The sequence below is a fragment of the Bacillus sp. FG16 genome, from assembly GCF_057809515.1.
Genome location: NZ_JBMDKC010000053.1, coordinates 21033 through 40726, shown reverse-complemented (window position 1 = coordinate 40726; position 19694 = coordinate 21033). Strand labels below are relative to the sequence as shown.

The following is a 19694-nucleotide window of genomic DNA, read 5'->3' as shown; positions in this document are numbered from 1 at the left end:
CCCTTTTGAAGGGAATTTCATTTTATTTGTTCTCTTAAGTTGATGGGCATGGGGGCTTACCATGAAATTCATTACTTTTTTCATCGGACTAATTGTTGTTTTCTTGCTCGCTTATATTGCTAGCAATAATAAGAAGCATATTAAATTTAAACCAATTTTTATCATGCTTATTATACAGTTAATTTTAACCTATTTACTATTAAATACAGAAATCGGCCTCATACTTATTAGAATCATTTCTAGTTTGTTTACCAAGCTACTCGAGTATGCTGCTGATGGAATAAATTTCGTATTTGGTGGTCTTGCAAATAAAGGTGAAATGCCATTTTTCCTTACTGTATTATTACCAATCGTCTTTATTTCTGTTTTAATTGGTATATTACAACATTTCAAAATACTACCGTTTTTCATTCATTGGATTGGGTACTTTCTTAGTAAAATAAATGGTCTTGGGAAATTAGAATCTTACAACGCTATCGCCTCTGCCATTGTCGGCCAATCAGAAGTTTTTATTACAGTGAAAAAGCAATTAGCTCAAATTCCAAAACACCGTCTTTATACACTTTGTGCCTCTGCTATGTCAACCGTATCTATGTCTATCGTAGGTGCCTATATGACAATGATTGAGCCTAAATATGTAGTAACCGCACTCGTTCTTAATTTATTTAGCGGTTTTATTATCGTACTCATCATTAACCCTTACGACGTTAAAGATGACGAAGATATTTTAGAGATCAAAGGTGAAAAACAAAGCTTTTTTGAAATGCTTGGAGAATACATTCTGGATGGTTTTCGTGTAGCCATTGTTGTCGGCGCTATGCTCATTGGATTCGTTGCATTAATTAGTTGTATTAATGACCTGTTCCTCATTATATTCGGTATTACGTTCCAACAATTAATCGGCTACGTATTTGCACCTATCGCATTCCTTATCGGTGTACCAAGTTCTGAAATTGTCGCAGCTGGCAGCATTATGGCAACGAAGCTTGTAACGAATGAATTTGTCGCAATGATGGATCTTAGTAAAATTTCTAATAACCTTTCTCCCCGTACAGTTGGTATTATTTCTGTTTTCCTCGTGTCTTTTGCCAATTTTTCTTCCATTGGTATTATTTCAGGTGCGGTAAAAGGACTAAACGAGGAACAAGGAAACGTTGTTGCAAGGTTTGGCCTTAAATTACTATATGGAGCTACTCTCGTTAGCATTTTATCTGCAATTATCGTAAGCATTATGTTGTAATTAGGTAAAATTTTATCATTTTCTTATCCCTATCTTTTGTACACAATAACGAATAGATGTCTTATAAAGTGAAACTTTACTCAGAGGGGGATAGCCCCCTCTGAGTATTAGCCTTCACCAATCGGGCTTTTACGGGCAGTTAACTCCCACCTAACTTCCTTGCATTCGCTGGACTTTGAGGTGGGAGTTTTACTGCCCGTTAATGCGGGATAAATAATCAAGACATCTATTTTTTATACATGTACAATCGCTTTTATTTAGCGTAAAATATTTTTTATGTGTTTGAATACACTTCTAAATGTATACACTTTGATAGTTTTAAAGGAGAAAAAATGATGAAATCCGACACGAACAACAATACGCGAGCCAAAAAAGGACGCTCAAAGAAAAAACGCTTACTTTGGTTCCTTCTTATTCCATTACTAATTGTAGCACTTGGAGCAGGAGGCTACTCCTTCCATATATACAGTAAAGCAAAGTCCGTCTTAAATAATGCTTATGCTGAACTAGGTCGAGGAGATAAGTCCAGTAAACGTGAAAAAGCTGTTAAACCTATGACCGACAACATTTCCGTACTAATTATGGGTGTTGATGAAAGTGATATTAGGGAAAAAGGCTACGGAAAAGCAACTCGAACAGATGCGTTATTACTTGCAACAATTAATAAAAACGATAAATCCGTTAAACTTGTAAGCATTCCACGTGACTCACGCGTCTACATTAAGTCACGTGATAAATACGATAAAATCACACATGCTCACGTATTCGGTGGTGTAGACAGCACAATTGATACGGTAGAGAACTTTTTAGATGTTCCAGTTGATTACTATGTAAAATTCAACTTTAAATCCTTTATCAAAATTGTTGATTCTCTTGGTGGTATTACTGTGGACGTTCCAGTTGAGTTCACAGAGCAAAATAGTAAAGATGAAGCAGATGCAATTCATCTTAAAAAAGGACGTCAACATTTAAATGGAGAAGAGGCATTGGCGCTAGCTAGAACTCGTCATATCGATAGTGATTATATGCGTGGCCAACGACAACAGCTTGTATTAGAGGCCATTGCTGAAAAGGCACTATCTCTTAATTCCATTAATAAAATCGGTGGCCTACTAGACGCTGTCGATAAAGATTTAAAAACCAATTTAACGTTTGATGATATGATGACAATTACAAAAAATTCAATGGATTCAAATTTAAAAATGGAAAAAATGCAAGTAGAAGGTACAGATAAATATATAGGTGGTATTTATTATTACGTTCCAAATGAAAAAAGCGTCGATACTATTTCAACTACCCTTCAAAAACATCTCGGTGTTACGAATAAAAATGAACATAAAAAATTATAATAAAAAGGCTGCTAGATCTTTCTAGACAGCCTTTTTATTTTATTTTTCAACATATTTTTCATACACATTGTGACAAGAAGTGACAATTATTACAGCAATGTAACATTTTTTATGAAAACATTACACACAGTGAAAATAATAGTATACTAGTACGTACATAATGTTATTTTCATCATTTTTATACAAAAAATGTAATACATATATTTATACATAAATTTCTGGGGGGAAATAAATGAAGCTAAGTAAAATACTGATCGGTTCTGCAATTGCTGGGGGCATATTACTTTGTGTAGGCGGTGTTGGGGGATATCAATATGTATCCAAATTAAATAATCAATTAAATACTACTGCATTACCAAATACTACATTTGAAGGTATTTCTCTCGATGGAAAAAATAAGAACGATATTCAAGCAATTATTAATCAAAAGGTAACTGAATTAGATCAAAAATCCCTTACCTACATATTCCAAAACGATAAACAAACTTACACATGGAAAGATTTAGGGATAAATTATAAAGAGAAAGATATTATTGACAAAATCTTTAAAGAACAAGAAGGAAACGTAATGAATCGTTACAAAATGCGGAAGCAAGCTGAAAACGGTGAATTAAAACGTGACTATAAATTAACACCACAATTAAATGCAACAGCTTATGAAACCTTTATAAAAGATAAATATAATGAAACATTAAAAAATCCTGTTAATGCGGAATTAAGTATTGAAGGCCCAACAGTAAATATTAGTCAAAGTCAAAACGGAGAAAAAATTGATAAAGGGAAGCTAAACGGTTTAACAAACGAAGCGATTACTACTGGTAAATCAGATGTTATATTGCCAGTTACATTCATAAAACCCGAACGTTCTACAGAAGACATACAGAAAATGGGTATTAAAGAAGTCATCGCTGAATATTCTACTCCAATGGCTGGCCGTAACGGAAATCAATCATTTAACGTAAATAAGTCAGCTAATACTTTAAGTGGGGTTATTGTCGCACCTGATGAAACATTTAGTTTTAACGGCCGCGTTGGCGTAACTGATGCTGCACATGGTTACAAATCTGCAGCAGTATATTCACAAGGTAAAGTAATACAAAGTGCAGGCGGAGGAGTTTGCCAAGTCAGTAGTACATTATACAGCGCAGCTTTAAGGGCAGATTTAGGTATTGTGTCTCGAAGCAATCATTCTATGCCGGTAAATTATTTACCACTTGGGCAAGATGCAGCAGTAGCAGATTATGGTCCAGATTTAAAATTTAAAAATAATACGGGCAATCATATTTATATTCAAGCATTTTCAAATGGAGGTAGTATTACTACACGCATTTTCGGTACAAATACTGGTAAAAATGTTGAAGTCTCTTCTCAAGTAATTAGTAGAAGTAGTGATAAAATAACAGCAGTTACGTATAAAAAAGTAACACAAAACGGGGAAGTAATATCAAATGGACAAATTTCAAAAAGCGTATATAAAAGCGCTCCAAAAGAATAGATAATATCCACCGAATAGCATAAAGAAAAAGGCGTGATTATATCACGCCTTTTTCTTTTGCAGTAATAGTAAAAAAGTTTCAAGATGGTCTTTCGTTTCTTCTAAAGACCACATACGATTGCCTTGCTTCGCAGCTAATACACACGCCTCTTCCCACGCGTTCTTTTTCTTCATATTTATTAATTCATCACGTAATTTCAAAACAATTTCTTCGTCTTCTTGTTCAATAAACTCTTCCATCACGCTTACTATTTCATCCTCATGAATACTTAACGTACAGTACGATTTAAGAAAGTATTGTAATGTCGTATACATAATGTACTCCCCCTTCTTATTTATCAGATGGATAAGAAGTAATAATCTTAAACCCTAATTCTCCTGACTTATCTCTCGCTAAAACAGTAACAGTTTTTACCAACTTGTCTTTTACACTCATATTTTTCTTTATTACCGTTTTTCCAACCGGGAATGAATGTGTTGTATTTAATACGAGACGAGCCTCTTTAGAATTTTTTAACCAGTCTTGAATTTCCTTATCATGCTGCTTCAAACTATCTTTTACAGCTTTCGTTGCTGTTTCCTTGTCATAGTATGTACTTGCTGCTGATACTTTATCTGTCTTCAAGCGATTCTTCAAATCTTCTTCTGATTTGCCTACATGTCTTTCAATCGTATGACCATTTTTAGGTGGTCCTTCCATTTCATCTAAAATATTATCACTAATTTTTTCTACTGATGTCGATTGATTCCCTGTTTGTTTCTCTGTTTTTTGTTCTTTTCCTGCACATCCACTTAAGATCAGCATTAGTGCCAATAAACTACTCAAGAAAAGACTGCTTATTCGTTTCATCATATCACCTCTTCCATGATTATTATCGTAACTTCACTAAAAGTCAATTTCACAACGAAAAAACCTATCAGTTTTCATTTTTTTCATCTATTTTCCTACACACTTTCACCAACACCCTATTTTCCGCCCCTCTTAATATATACCCCCTAAATTTTATAATTATTTCCCAAATGAAAATACCGATAATAAAATCATATAATCCTTTTAAACAAAGGGTTATTAAACTTTTTTGAAAATAACTTAAAATACCCCTATTTTTATATACCTAATACCCATATAAGGTATATAAATACCTTCTTATCAACATTTTCTACATTATGTAAATTTCCCCTTGCCTATACAATCGAAATATGGTGTAATGCAAAAAAAGATAAAGGATTTTAAACAATGGCTGAAACGATTCAAAATTTCTTAACAGAATACTATTCAATCGCAATTCCACTTAGTATCTTAATTAACATCATCATTAGTCTTTTAGGTGTTATTCCTAGCATCTTTTTAACCGCCATTAATATACAGCTCTTCGGTGTAACAAATGGTACAATCATCTCGATCGCAGGTGAGGCCTTAGGGGCTATTATCTCGTTTTATATTTACCGCATGGGCCTTCAAAAGTTCACTCACGATAAAGTAAATAAGTACCCAAAGGTAGAGCGTCTTCTTTATGTAGAAGGTAGAGAGGCCTTTCTACTCGTTCTATCGTTTCGATTGATACCTTTCATCCCATCAAGTATCGTGACTTTATTTGCAGCTCTAGGGAAAATGTCATTACTCTCCTTCAGTATTGCCAGTACAATAGGTAAAATACCGGCCTTATTGATTGAAGTATATTCGGCATACCAAGTCATGAACGGAACAAATGAAGCGAAGTGGATTGTGACAATCGCAGGTTGTATCGGATTATATTATTTGTGGAAAAAATGGAGAAAAAAATAAAGAAGGAGCATAGGCTCCTTCTTTATTTTTGAGGTATTTTATTAATAGCTATCCTTTAAATCCTTAGTTAATACCAACAGCACTAAATGATTGCTTAACCGCTGCTACTTCAGCAGAATTTGCACCATATAAGTCTGCAGCAGCTTGTACTGCACCAGCACGAGCTTGGCTAAATGTAGTAGATTGCGTGAAATACTGTGTATTTGCACGGTAGTAAATCGCACCTAATTTATCTTTACCGATACCAGTTACAGTTACACCAAAATGCGTACCGCCATTTGCTAATAAATAAGCTTGTTTATTAATAATGCCGCTGTTTGTATGAACGCCACCGTTATCACTTGAACCTGTGTAACGCTTAGAATAATGGTCTGGATCACCATATTTCGCTGGATCACTCATAGAGCGAAGCGCATCTCCTGCTTTACCAGGCGTGTAAATATCTTCACCAATCTCCCAATCTGGGTTACGGTTATCATAGAATTCTACTAAAGTACCAAAGATATCAGAAATCGCTTCATTTAATGCGCCTGATTCATTTTGATAAATTAAATTCGAGCTATTTTCCGTAACAGCATGCGTTAATTCGTGACCAATTACATCAATACCACCAGATAATGAAGTGAATGTTACACCATCACCATCTCCGTATACCATTTGTGAGCCATTCCAGAATGCATTATTATACTTACTTCCGTAATGAACTGTTGATTTTAATGGTGCTCCTGCATCATTAATAGAGTTTCTGTTAAATGTAGCTTTATAATAATCATATGTTCTACCTGCATAGTAATGAGCATCTACTGCCGCTGCATCATACGCTGCATTGAAAACATTATCCGCATCTGCCCATAATGTTCCTGGTAATGTTGAGCGGTTTTTCGCATCATATGTGAAAATCGTTGCCCCGCGCGTATTATCTTGTAAGTAGTAAGATGAACCAGATAATGTTGTATTAAGTGATTTCGTATCTCCTAATACACCTTTACCAGTTCCTACTTTATTTGTTCCTGTTACAGGTTTTACTACTGCTTTCGCATCCTGTTTAGGAGCCTCTTGCTTAACTGGTGACTTATCATCATTTGTCACATGATCAATTGTATTAAACTTATTTAATACTTTACCGCTGTCTGCTTCAATGAAATAGTAGTAGTTTCCTGGACTTGGATCTAAGAAGTTTAGATTTACAACGTATGCATATGTTGTTTCTTCACCATTTTGATATACATATAAGTCCGCTTTTGGTTCTACCTCATATTTCGGTGTCACACCTAAATCTTGCTGCGCGATTTCAATTGCTTTTGCGCCTTCAATCTTATTTTTATTTTTCAACTTTTCCTTTTTGTCTAAATCAGGTGCAACTGTTCCAGACAAAACTTTTAAAGAACCGTCTTTACTTACGTGAGCTACTTGAGTAGAACCCCATACAGGTACTCCTTCGTAAACTTGTTGCATACGTACTACTGTTGAATCAGTTACAGCATCTTTCTTCACTTGTTTCACTTTGAAAGAATCTTGCGCACTCTTTTCTCCTAGCTTGTAATCACCTTTTGCTGCGTTTAAGTAATCAAACACAACAGATTCTGCTTTCTTACCAGTTGCTTCAGTTAGATCACCAGAAATAAACTCAGGTGACTGCACCGTCTCATTGTACTTCTTCGTAGAGAGCACATTTTTAGAATCCGCAAACGCAGAGCCTGTCCCTCCAAAAGTTGTAACTGCCATTCCTGTCGCTAACACTAATGCTAAACTCTTCTTTTTCATATAACCTTCCCCCTAATAAAAAATTTTTTGAAAAAGAGTAGTTTCATATTAGCATTATGTTTCTACTATTAATATACTAAAAATTCAAATAATTATTTTCTCAAGTTTTGTAGAATTTTGAGGAACAAATATTGAAAAAAACCCCTTTCCGATTGGAAAGGGGTTTCTGTTAAGAATTTATTAATTCTACTACTTTTTCTCCTTGACCATAGATATCCGATGTCCAAGCATATTGCGGTTCCAATACCACTAATACAGCCACCAAAGCCAAAGCACCAATAATTATTTTTTTCATATTATTTTCCTCCCTTTTCTTCTAATAAATTAATTGCTAATTTATAGTAGTTATTACTTTCCTTAAATTCTAATAATTCCTCGTGATATCCTGCTAGTTCTAAATACACCATTTTTAATTCCTTTTTATTTTCTTCGCCTCTAAAAAACGGGATTGCCTCAACTTCTAAAAACTTTTTATAAACATCTTTTGTTTCAAAGTATTTATTCTTAAGCATTGAAAGTATATATAGCATACTTTTATACTTTTCATCCCTCTTGGCGACATCTATCCCTTTATCAATCCAATCTTTCGCTTCTTCAAATTCTTTTAATTCAATACACTGCAAAGCAATCTCATATACTGCATCAATATAATTTAAATCCTCTTCCTTTTTGTACTTTAGGCATTGTAAATAATAATCTTTAGCTTTTGCATAATCTTTTAAGTTATAGTACAAGAAGCCTAAATTATTTAAAGCAATAGCTGTTATGCTTTCTTTATCGGCAAAAGAATTTGCTTCCCTCAAAATATTATTATAAATAGATAGCGCTTCATTATATTGTTTTTTTTGTATATAACTCAACGCAATAAGTAACTGGCAGTTTATCACATAACGGAATTTATATTCATTCTTAAATCCTTCCATTGCTACATTAGCAAAATGTAAAGTCATATGCTCAACTTCCAATTCATTATAAACAAGAGCTAAATTGAAATATATTCCATTTTCATGATAACCTTGTTCCTTTGCCATTACTTCTGTTCGAGTCAAATACTCCAATGCCTTCTTATATTTATGTTGTAAAAAATAATATAACCCTTTGCTATACGTATATAATAATTTTTGGAATGGTGAATACTTTTTGTACATCTTCTTTAAGCTCTCTAACTCTTCTTCGACAGCAGGAAAATCCCTTTTCATAATTAAATAACGTGTATACAGTAGTTTATAATAATTTATAATTTCAAAATCCAACACATGCTTCATTTCACCTTGCAACTCTTCATATATACGTTCTACTTGTTGCTTGTCCAAATGAACTAGTGCATTCAACCATTCATCCAGCTTCCCCTTCACATCTTCTTCTACATCTCTCAAATCCGTCACGGCAATTTCCAGTCTTGTGCAGAGCAATTGTAGAATTTCTTCTGATGCTTCGATCTTTCCATTTTCGATCTTACTTAAGTATGAGACAGAACAAATGCCCTGACATAGTTCTTCTTGTGTCATTTTTTGCTGGAGCCGTTTGTAAAAGACTTGTTTGCCTATTTTTTCTAATGTTTGTTGCATTGTCCTCCTCCATTCTCATTACCCCATTACTCTAATAATACATAAAATCGAGAGAAATATAAATTGATAAATGTTAATTTTCTAAAAAATATGCATAATTTCATTTTTTTCTCTCTTGACTTCACATCAATATCTCTTCTTTGCTACGAATGATGAAAAATTGGTATACTATAACCAAATTATGGAGGTGTTCTCGCGATGACTCATTATAAAGACGATAGTTATGCCTTACATACAGACCTATATCAAATCAACATGGCTTATACATATTGGAAAGATGGTATTCATAATCGCCGTTCTGTTTTTGATTTATATTTTCGAAAGCTTCCATTTGAGAATGGCTACGCTGTTTTTGCTGGCCTTGAGAAAATTGTAGAGTACATAGAAAATTTCAGTTTTACTGAAAGCGATATCGCTTATTTAGCAGAATTACAATTTGAAGAAGAATTCCTTCATTATTTACAAAATATGAAATTCACTGGGACGATTCGCAGTATGCAAGAAGGTGAAGTTGTATTTAATAACGAGCCTTTATTACGTGTTGATGCACCACTCGGTGAAGCACAAATTATTGAAACCGCCCTCTTAAATATTGTGAATTACCAAACATTAATTGCAACAAAAGCTGCTCGTATGAAACATGCTGCAAGTAATGATGAGCTTTTAGAGTTCGGCACAAGACGTGCCCATGAGTTCGATGCTGCCCTTTGGGGGACACGCGCTGCCTTTATTGGTGGTTTCTCCTCTACAAGCAACGTTCGTGCCGGAAAACGCTTCGGGATCCCTGTAGCTGGCACACATGCGCACTCTTTCGTTCAAGCATATCGCGATGAATACGTCGCATTTAAGAAATACGCTGAAACTCATAGAAAGTGCGTCTTTCTCGTTGATACATATGACACATTAAAATCTGGTGTTCCAAATGCGATTCGCGTCGCAAAAGAATTTGGAGATCGTATTGATTTCTATGGCATTCGTCTTGATAGTGGTGATATGGCTTATTTATCTAAAAAGGCAAGAAAACTACTAGATGAAGCAGGATTTACAAATACAAAAATTATCGCTTCTAGCGATTTAGATGAATACACAATTATGCACCTTAAATCTCAAGGGGCAAAAATTGACGTATGGGGCGTTGGGACAAAATTAATTACGTCCTTTGAGCAACCTGCATTAGGAGCTGTTTACAAACTAGTTGCGATTGAAGATACTGACGGAAAATTAAATGATACGATTAAAATTTCATCTAACCCTGAAAAAATTACCACTCCAGGACTGAAACGAATTTATCGTATTATCAATCGTGTTAACGATCATGCAGAAGGTGATTATATTGCGTTAGATTCTGAAGAACCTGGAAAAGAAGAGCGCTTAAAAATGTTCCATCCAGTTCACACATATATAAGTAAATTCGTAACAAACTTTGAAGCCCGTGAACTGCATAAAGACATTTTCGTTAACGGTGAAAGAACATATGAACTACCAAGTATATTAGATATTCAACAATATAGTGCACAGAGTCTCGCTCTATTTTGGGAAGAATACATGCGAACTTTAAATCCCGAAGAATATCCTGTCGATTTAAGCCAAGAATGTTGGGATCATAAAATGAATTACATCCAAACTGTTCGAGAACAAGTTGAAAAAAACATACAAAAGTAAACAGAGAAGTTTCTCCTTCTCTGTTTTTTCAATACTATATGGATATTCGTAAAAATATATTAAAATAATAAGACGAATGTGTTTTATTTGTAAATTTTAATATTGCACTATTTAAAAGTAAAATAATATTTGATATTATTTTATTAAATCAATTTCAACAAAATCACTAATAAAAAAGAGGACGCAGGTTGCGTCCTCTTTTTTATAAATCTTTCACTCGTAATACACGCATTGCATTTAACACTGCAAGTAGTGTCACACCAACATCTGAGAAAACAGCTTCCCACATTGTTGCAATACCAAAGGCACCAAGTAATAGAACAATCCCTTTTACACCTAAAGCAAAGATGATATTTTGCCACACTATACTTCTTGTGCGTTTTGCAATTTTTACAGCTGTCGCAATTTTTGAAGGCTCATCAGTCATAATAACGATGTCTGCCGCTTCAATTGCTGCATCTGACCCTAAACCACCCATCGCAATACCAACGTCTGCACGGGCTAATACTGGTGTATCGTTAATACCGTCACCAACGAAGGCAATTTTTTCTTTTCCGTGCTTCGCTGCATCAATTTTTTCAATCTCTTCTACTTTTTGTTGCGGTAGTAATTCCGCATGAACTTCATCTAAGCCCAATTCTTTACCGACAGCTTCACCAACTGTTTTTGCATCACCAGTTAACATTACTGTCTTTTTAATACCTAGTTCTTTTAACTGTTGAATCGCTTGTTTTGAATCCTCTTTTACCTCATCAGAGATAACAATATAACCTGCATATTTTCCATCTACAGCAACGTGAACTAATGTACCTACTGTTTCTGGTTGTTTAAATTCAATATTTTCTTTTCTCATTAATTTTGCATTACCTGCAAAAATTTCTTTTCCTTGTACTTTCACGACTGTACCGTGACCAGAAATTTCGTTATAATCATCGATTATTTTTTCATCGATTGATTTTCCATATGCCTTTCGAATAGATTGGGCAATCGGATGGTTAGAATACACTTCAGCAAATGCCGCATACTCTAATAGCTCTTCACTTGTAGTACCTTCGCTCGGTTCCATTTTTGTAACTTTGAAAACACCTTTTGTTAATGTTCCTGTTTTGTCAAAAACAATATATTTCACATCATTTAAAGCTTCTAAATAGTTACTACCTTTTACTAACACACCACTTTTAGATGCACCACCGATACCTCCAAAGAATCCAAGAGGAATGGATACAACTAACGCACATGGACAAGAGATTACTAAGAACACTAAAGCTCTATAAATCCATTCAGAGAATGTAGCTCCTTCTAAAATAAGCGGTGGAATAAACGCCATGATCGCCGCTGTAATAACTACAACTGGAGTGTAGTAACGCGCAAACTTCGTAATAAAGTTTTCTGTTGGTGCTTTTTTACTGCTTGCATTTTGAACTAAATCTAAAATTTTCGATACAGTTGATTCACCGAATTCTTTTGTAACTTCAATTGTTAATACACCGTTTTGGTTCACAAAGCCACTTAATACATCATTTCCAACTTCAACTTCACGTGGTACAGATTCACCAGTTAATGCTGAAGTATCTACCATTGATGTTCCTTCAATTACTTTTCCGTCTAATGGTACTTTCTCACCTGGCTTAACGATAATATAATCGCCAATTTGTACATCTTCTGGCGATACTTGTTTCGTTTCATTCCCAACCTTTACATTCGCATAATCAGGACGAATATCCATTAATGAAGTAATTGATTTTCGAGAGCGGTTTACCGCAATGCTTTGGAATAGTTCTCCTACTTGATAAAATAGCATTACTGCTACAGCTTCTGAATATTGCTGAATTGCAAAAGCTCCTACAGTTGCAATTGCCATTAAGAAGTTTTCATCAAATACTTGGCCACGAGTTATGTTTCTTACCGCTCTCCAAACGATATCTCCACCTATTAATAAATAAGCAAGGACGAATAACGGAATTGTTACCATTTGTGGTAAGCCCGCTAATGCAGCAATTGCTGTCAAAATTCCGCCGACCACTAATCTCCCTACCATCTTTTTCACGTTTGCTTCACCATGATCGTGACTATGTCCGTGTTCATGACCGTTCTTCTCTTCACGAACAACTTTCACATCTGGCTCTAACTTTTGAACGACATTTGTTATATTTACTACAGTCGCTTCTAGTTCTCTTTTATTCGCAATTTCTACTCGTAGTTTCTTCGATACGAAATCAACAGTTGCTTCTGAGACAGCTGGCATTTCCTTAACTTTATTTTCAATTTTCATTGCACAGTTCGCGCAATCTAAACCTTCTAATATAAATACTTCTTTAGCAATTTTATTTTTTTGTTCTTCTTGCACTTTAATATGCGGTTCTAATTTTGTAACGAGTTGTTTTGCTTCCGTAACAACTTCGTTTTCTTTATTTTGTGCTGTTTCTAAGATCATTGTCTTTGTTGCGAAGTTTACAGAGCAAGAATTTACTCCTTCTATATTCCCAACACCTTTTTCAATTTTCATTGCACAGTTCGCACAATCTAAACCTTCTAACATCAGTTTCTTTTTCACTAATGCTTCAGCCATCGTTCTCCCTCCTCGCGTTCTTTTTATTCTTCTTCGTTTACGTGCTCAAACGCTTGCTCGAAGATATGAATTACGTGCTGGTCAGCTAACGAATAATAAACAACCTTTCCTTCTTTACGATTCTTTACAAGTTTCGCTTGCTTTACCACACGAAGCTGATGCGAAATAGATGATTGTGTCATTCCTAATAAATAAGCTAAATCACAAACGCACATTTCAGCTTCAAATAGCGCATGTAATATTCTCGTACGTGTACGGTCACCTAATACTTTAAATAGTTCTGCTACTTTACTTAAACTTTCATCAGTTGGAATTGTTTGTTTTACTTGCTCAACAACTTCTTCATGAATTATTGTTTGAGAACATGTCTCTTGTGGTGTTTCCACTTTATTTCCAGCCATTATAGCTCACCTCTTTAATTGAACATATGAACAATCATTCATATATCTTATACTCTTATTATATGAGCGCCTACTCATATGTGTCAATGAAATCTGAATTTTTTTATGAACATTCCGTTCACATTTTAGTAAGGCATATACATATTTTCCGCATCCTCTATATTCTCATACAAAAAAGGATGTACAATTCGCACACCCCTTTTTACTTACTTTTTATTTTTCACCGCATCCACAATTAAAGAAACAAATCCTAACTGATTATCCCGATTTCTATGGTCAAAACGTTTCGATCGATAAATAAATCCATCTTTCTCATTCCAATCATTATAGTGAAACTTACCATTCTCATCACAGTATTCTAAGAGCCTCACTTGAAAACCTGCTGATTCAAACATGGACGTGATTGTTTTATAGTTATGAACAATTTTATGGCTTGCTGCTGGATGCTCTAATGGACCAGGTCCACCTATTTGTACACCCTGCTGATATTCTTCATCTGGAAAAAATCCATCTGGTACTGCACAACGAATATATCCATTCTCCATTAAAAACTCATAACAAATTTTTGCAGCTTCAATTCCTTCTTCGTACGATAAATGCTCCCATACATGTTCCGCTAAAATTGCTGATAAAGAATTGGGTTTCACTTTATCAAGCCAAGTTTCTCTTCGCAATAAATTTAATTCTTCTTCATTCGTATGTAACCAACCAGGATTATTATTATACCCCTCTGCTCCAACAACAACTTTCGTTTCTCGCATTTTGCTCCCACCCTTTTTTCATATTCCGACATAAAAATTCGATAAAGTTACCTTTCTTTCCTTTTTTATCCAAAAGAAAAACCTTGCGCGCTCCCTAGACGCACAAGGCTTACTATTTTATATCCCTTTAATTAGCTTGATCTAAATTATCCTGCGAACTTCCATCGTCTTTTAAATGACTATGTTTTTTCGAATAAACAAAGTATACAACTACTCCAATCGCTAACCAAATACCAAAGTATATCCATGTTGTTAACGGTAAATTTACCATTAAGAATAGACAACATGCAATTGAAATAATCGGTAAGATCGGTACAAGTGGTACCATAAATCCACGTTGTAATTTCGGATGCGTTTTACGAAGAATGATAACAGTTACACCAACCATGGCGAATGTTAATAACGCTCCAATATTCGCTAAATTCGACAATTCTTTTAAATCGATAAATCCAGCAATTAAAGCACTACCAATTCCTGTTAACCAAACTGAAAATGTTGGCGCTTCAGTCTTCTTGTTAATTTTCGCAAAAGATTTTGGTAATAAACCGTCACGACTCATTGCGAAGAATACACGTGTTGTCGCATAAATGTAAGCGAAAATTACAGCCATAATACCGATTACAGCTCCAATAGCAATTACACCAGCCACTTTATCTTGTCCTACAACTTCTAACACATATGCCATAGCTTCAGGTACATCTAATTCCTTATAAGAAACCATGCCTGTCATAACAAGACAAACTACAACATAAATGATTGTACAAATAACTAACGAAGCAATAATACCAATTGGTAGATCACGTTGCGGATTTTTTACTTCTTCAGCAGAAGTTGCTAATGCATCAAATCCTAAGAAAGCAAAGAATACTGCTGCTCCCCCTGCGAACACTCCACTTAAACCGTAAGGTGCAAATGGTATCCAGTTTTCTGGTTTCACGTAGAATACACCAACTGCAATGAATAAAACAACAATACCAATTTTAATTAATACCATTATGTTATTCACACGCTTACTTTCTTTCGTACCTCGTGATAATAACCAAGTTATCACTAACGTAACGATAACTGCTGGTAAGTTTACCATACCACCTTGCGCTGGAATTGTTAGCAACGCTTTCGGAATTTCAAGTCCCAGTCCACTCACTAAATTATTGAAATAACCAGTCCATCCGCCAGCTACTGCGGCAGTCGTTACGACATATACGGATAGTAATGTCCATCCCATTAAATGAGCAACAAACTCACCAATTGTTGCATACGAATATGTGTACACACTACCTGAAACAGGAAGTGTAGATGCAACTTCTGCATAACATAATGCTGCAAATCCACAAACAATTGCTGCAATCATAAATGAAAAAATAACTGCTGGACCAGCATCTCTTGCTGCTACTAATCCAGTTAATACTAGAACTCCTGTACCAATTATCGCACCAATCCCTAGCATTGTTAGGTCAAATGCCCCTAGCGTTTTCGTCAAAGTTTTACTTTTACTTTCCCCTAACAATTGCGTAACGGATTTCTTTTTAAATAGGTTGGCCACGATGTATGCCCCCTTTTACTAAGAAGAGCTAAGAGGTATTATCTCTTAGCTCTTATCATGTTGTATTATATATTGTTCGATTTTGTTTTGTATAATGCTTCTATTAGCAAGATACTGTTTCTGCTTCTAATAATTCTTTAGCACCTTTGTACTCTACACCGTGAGCTTCTGCAACTGCTTCAAATGTTACATAGCCATCTAATGTGTTAATACCTTTTAGTAATGCAGAGTTGCCTAGGCAAGCTTCTTTGTAGCCTTTGTTAGCAATTTGTACTGCATATGGTACTGTTACGTTTGTTAATGCAAGAGTTGATGTACGTGGAACCGCACCTGGCATGTTTGCAACTGCATAATGAACAACGCCGTGTTTTTCGTAAGTTGGGTTATCATGAGTTGTAATACGGTCAGTTGTTTCGAAAATACCACCTTGGTCAATCGCGATATCTACAACAACAGAACCTGGTTCCATTGATTTAATCATTTCTTCTGTTACAAGTTTTGGCGCTTTTGCACCTGGGATTAATACTGCACCGATTACAAGATCAGACTCTTTTACAGCTTCTGCAATATTGTAAGGATTAGACATTAAAGTTTTTACTTGGTTTCCGAAAATGTCATCTAATTGACGAAGACGTTCTGCACTTAAGTCGATGATTGTTACATCCGCACCTAGTCCAACTGCAATTTTAGCAGCATTTGTACCAGCTTGTCCACCACCGATGATTGTTACTTTACCACGTTTAACTCCTGGAACACCTGCAAGTAAGATACCTTTACCGCCTTTGTTTTTCTCAAGGAATTGCGCACCAATTTGTGCAGCCATACGACCAGCTACTTCACTCATAGGTGCAAGTAATGGTAGAGAACGGTTTTCTAATTGTACTGTTTCGTATGCAATCGCAACAACTTTCTTCTCAATTAACGCTTTTGTTAATTCTGGCTCTGGAGCTAAGTGTAAGTATGTGAATAAGATTAAGCCTTCACTGAAGTGTTTGTATTCGCTTTCAATTGGTTCTTTAACTTTCATAACCATTTCCATGTTCCAAGCTTCTTCAGCTGTATCAACAATTTTTGCTCCCGCTTCAACATACTGAGCGTCTGTGAAACCAGATCCTAAACCTGCACCCTTTTGAATGAATACTTCGTGATTGTTACGAATTAAATGTACAACACCTGCTGGTGTCATTGCCACACGGTTTTCGTTGTTTTTAATTTCTGCTGGTACCCCAATACGCATAATGAAATGCCCCCTTATAATTAACAGAAAAAAGAGATTCTTTTTTCTTTTTGTAATAATTAATAACTTATGTCCTTATTCTAGCATAACTTAAAAGTTATGAAAACGCTAACATATCATTTTTCTAAAGTTTATATATTTAGAATAGTGTAAATATATAAAACATTGATTCTATTAGGGGTTTCGTGACATTCCATTATCTTTCACTCAATTTTTATTATACTTCTTCAAAATAAACAGTAATCATTTATTATTTGACAATAATGTAACAATGTAAAAAACTAAGTGATAACGTATACATATACAGTTATTACTTTACTTAATACTTTAGAGATATATTCTTTTCACAAAAAAACAGCTGCTAGCATTTAGCTAGCAGCTGGGTAACTTATAAATAATTTTAAAAACAAATCATCTGTCGTTTCAGTAATTTTATCAAACAGATCACTTTCTTCCGCTTCTTGCTCTTTTAACATCTTAATTGTTTCACGTGCATCTTCAGGGTAATCAGTTATGATACCATCTACGTTTAACTTATAATATGCCTTTAAATTTTCCATATCATTTACTGTCCATACGTAAATTGGTTTGTTTAACTTCCTTGCTTCTTTTACTAATTTCTTATTTAACATATATTCTTCTGCTACGTAAAAGTCAGCCTTCACATTCTTTAAGTTAGCTCTACTTGCATACAATATATACCCTACTTTTATATCTGGATTTGCACGCTTAAACTCTTTAATAAGCGGATAGTGTAACGTTTGAATTACACATTGCTTCTCAAATTCATTATCTTTAATCGTTTTTAAGACTTTGTTTACAAAGTCTTTTTCGCCCCCATGAAGCTTCACTTCTATATTAAGTTTGATTTTGCCATTTGCTAGCTTAATGATTTCATCAAGTGTACTTATTTGTCCTGAAAGTCCATCTTGACTAAGGGTAAGCTGCCTTAACTCAGCCATCGTTAAATCTGACACATGCACATTTGCATTTGCGAGACGTTTCAGCTTCAAATCATGTATAACCGCTAGTTCACCGTCTTTCGTTTGTAATACATCTATTTCAGCGTAGTCTGCTTTTGCATCAATAGCACCTTGCACAGCTTCTTTCGTATTTTCTACGCCTTTTGATATATACCCACGGTGCGCCATAATAATTGGTTCTTTATACGAATTTGAAATAAACGTTACAATGAAGGCAACAACCATTCCGGCAGTAATAATCCCCACAATATATACGCCAATAAATTTCCAGCGATGTTTTTGGAAGAAACATTTATCTGCTTTCGTTTTCGAATAATCTAATCCTTCTTCTAATAAAACATCTTCAACCGGTACCTTTTGTAAGTATAATCGCGTAATCGCCATAATATAAAATGGCGTCACGATAAAACTAAATAAATACAACGTACTCGTTAAAAATACAGAAATCGTTGATTCAGCTAATAATGCAAATGTTCCTTTCGGGTTTGTAAATTCATAAACACCCCATAGGCACAATAAATATATTCCCAAAAATACGACATATACAATTCCAATTGAAATAAAAAATCCTACTAAAAAGAGTAGTACTTTAAAAAAGCTTTCCTTTACTAAATTTGCACTTTTACGTGCTGCCACGCGAAATGATTTTTGCTCTAAAACAACAATAGGTAGAACGAAAATCCATCGAAGATTCAAATACGCGACTACAGCAAAGAACGTGTAATAACCAACTTGCCCCATCGTTGTCTTAAACAGTTCTCCTGTAATAAAGTTAGGAATTTGAATTTGCGGGATTAATGCCGTTTCATATCCCATATTTAAAAGAGGCAACAATACGACAGCATATAAAATAAATCCTGGTAAGCAATATGTGAAAAGAGTAGGTAAATACGTTACCGTTTTATATAAAATCGGACGTAATTTCACCTTCTGTCTTTTATGAGCGAAATACGAAATAATAATAAGCACCGCAAATTCTGTAAAGATAAGAAACAGTGCTAACAATGACAAAATTACGATTGCTAAGATGCCATAAGGCGTCTTTAAAAACGCTAATAATTCATCATTTGTCGCATTTGCATAACCACCAAAATACAATAACTTATTAAAAATGATTCCAAATAGTGGAACAAACACAATCGCTGCTAATAATTTATAAGCAAGTTGAAAAGTTAATACATTCCAAAAAGCAAATTTAACTGTTTGAAAGGAATGTCTCATTACTCCTGGTATAGATAGTTTTTTACGGTGTTGCATATATTCCTCCAAATTCTAAAACGGTATTTGAGATGGATTCCACATTTCCAGTTCTAATCCATCTTTTTAATAATAATAA

The 19694-nt window shown here is 34.7% G+C and carries 16 protein-coding genes; 5 read left to right on the top strand and 11 right to left on the bottom strand.

Features of this window, described 5'->3' with window-relative positions; all coding sequences use genetic code 11:
* Window positions 1-61 precede the first annotated feature (61 nt).
* The 3 genes from ACODS7_RS19150 to ACODS7_RS19140 all read left to right on the top strand — a co-directional run bounded on the left by ACODS7_RS19150 (window position 62) and on the right by ACODS7_RS19140 (window position 4084).
* A complete protein-coding gene (locus tag ACODS7_RS19150; RefSeq protein ID WP_016083566.1) occupies window positions 62-1240 on the top strand; it encodes a NupC/NupG family nucleoside CNT transporter in 1179 nt (392 codons plus the stop codon).
* A 332-nt stretch (window positions 1241-1572) separates the two neighbouring features.
* On the top strand, window positions 1573-2589 hold the full coding sequence (locus tag ACODS7_RS19145) for an LCP family protein (protein ID WP_002163841.1): 1017 nt from the start codon (window positions 1573-1575) through the stop codon (window positions 2587-2589).
* A gap of 232 nt (window positions 2590-2821) precedes the next feature.
* Window positions 2822-4084, top strand: a complete 1263-nt coding sequence (locus ACODS7_RS19140; RefSeq protein ID WP_243168226.1) for a VanW family protein — start codon at window positions 2822-2824, stop codon at window positions 4082-4084.
* A gap of 42 nt (window positions 4085-4126) precedes the next feature.
* On the opposite strand, the gene ACODS7_RS19135 is transcribed toward ACODS7_RS19140, so the two are convergent.
* Both ACODS7_RS19135 and ACODS7_RS19130 read right to left on the bottom strand, forming a co-directional pair.
* Window positions 4127-4399, bottom strand: coding sequence for a hypothetical protein (locus ACODS7_RS19135; protein ID WP_000288803.1), 273 nt, complete (start codon window positions 4397-4399; stop codon window positions 4127-4129).
* A gap of 16 nt (window positions 4400-4415) precedes the next feature.
* Complete coding sequence (locus tag ACODS7_RS19130) at window positions 4416-4934, bottom strand: RNase A-like domain-containing lipoprotein (protein ID WP_029441540.1); 519 nt, start codon at window positions 4932-4934, stop codon at window positions 4416-4418.
* A 387-nt stretch (window positions 4935-5321) separates the two neighbouring features.
* On the opposite strand from ACODS7_RS19130, the gene ACODS7_RS19125 reads away from it, so the two are divergent.
* Window positions 5322-5870 (top strand): TVP38/TMEM64 family protein, encoded by a 549-nt coding sequence (locus ACODS7_RS19125; protein WP_016083570.1) that lies wholly within the window; start codon window positions 5322-5324, stop codon window positions 5868-5870.
* 63 nt (window positions 5871-5933) lie between these two features.
* Here ACODS7_RS19125 and ACODS7_RS19120 read toward each other — a convergent pair whose 3' ends face one another.
* The 3 genes from ACODS7_RS19120 to ACODS7_RS19110 all read right to left on the bottom strand — a co-directional run bounded on the left by ACODS7_RS19120 (window position 5934) and on the right by ACODS7_RS19110 (window position 9202).
* The gene (locus ACODS7_RS19120) at window positions 5934-7634 is read right to left on the bottom strand and encodes a M4 family metallopeptidase (protein ID WP_029441539.1); all 1701 of its coding nucleotides are present in this window, start codon (window positions 7632-7634) and stop codon (window positions 5934-5936) included.
* A gap of 169 nt (window positions 7635-7803) precedes the next feature.
* Entirely contained in the window at window positions 7804-7929 is a 126-nt protein-coding gene (locus ACODS7_RS19115) for an NprX family peptide pheromone (RefSeq protein WP_000720172.1), read from the bottom strand.
* A gap of 1 nt (window position 7930) precedes the next feature.
* A complete protein-coding gene (locus tag ACODS7_RS19110) occupies window positions 7931-9202 on the bottom strand; it encodes a helix-turn-helix domain-containing protein (protein WP_029441538.1) in 1272 nt (423 codons plus the stop codon).
* A gap of 198 nt (window positions 9203-9400) precedes the next feature.
* Between ACODS7_RS19110 and ACODS7_RS19105 the strand changes: the two genes are divergently transcribed.
* On the top strand, window positions 9401-10864 hold the full coding sequence (locus tag ACODS7_RS19105; RefSeq protein WP_029441537.1) for a nicotinate phosphoribosyltransferase: 1464 nt from the start codon (window positions 9401-9403) through the stop codon (window positions 10862-10864).
* Between the two features lie 202 nt (window positions 10865-11066).
* On the opposite strand, the gene ACODS7_RS19100 is transcribed toward ACODS7_RS19105, so the two are convergent.
* The 6 genes from ACODS7_RS19100 to ACODS7_RS19075 all read right to left on the bottom strand — a co-directional run bounded on the left by ACODS7_RS19100 (window position 11067) and on the right by ACODS7_RS19075 (window position 19615).
* Complete coding sequence (locus ACODS7_RS19100; protein WP_029441536.1) at window positions 11067-13433, bottom strand: heavy metal translocating P-type ATPase; 2367 nt, start codon at window positions 13431-13433, stop codon at window positions 11067-11069.
* 23 nt (window positions 13434-13456) lie between these two features.
* Complete coding sequence (locus ACODS7_RS19095; RefSeq protein WP_243168225.1) at window positions 13457-13834, bottom strand: ArsR/SmtB family transcription factor; 378 nt, start codon at window positions 13832-13834, stop codon at window positions 13457-13459.
* 206 nt (window positions 13835-14040) lie between these two features.
* Window positions 14041-14595 (bottom strand): class I SAM-dependent methyltransferase, encoded by a 555-nt coding sequence (locus tag ACODS7_RS19090; RefSeq protein ID WP_043935532.1) that lies wholly within the window; start codon window positions 14593-14595, stop codon window positions 14041-14043.
* 127 nt (window positions 14596-14722) lie between these two features.
* Entirely contained in the window at window positions 14723-16138 is a 1416-nt protein-coding gene (locus tag ACODS7_RS19085; protein ID WP_001284896.1) for an amino acid permease, read from the bottom strand.
* 103 nt (window positions 16139-16241) lie between these two features.
* Window positions 16242-17375 (bottom strand): alanine dehydrogenase, encoded by a 1134-nt coding sequence (gene ald, locus ACODS7_RS19080; protein WP_001219741.1) that lies wholly within the window; start codon window positions 17373-17375, stop codon window positions 16242-16244.
* 368 nt (window positions 17376-17743) lie between these two features.
* Entirely contained in the window at window positions 17744-19615 is a 1872-nt protein-coding gene (locus ACODS7_RS19075) for a glycerophosphodiester phosphodiesterase (RefSeq protein ID WP_001164720.1), read from the bottom strand.
* Between the last annotated feature and the right edge of the window lie 79 nt (window positions 19616-19694).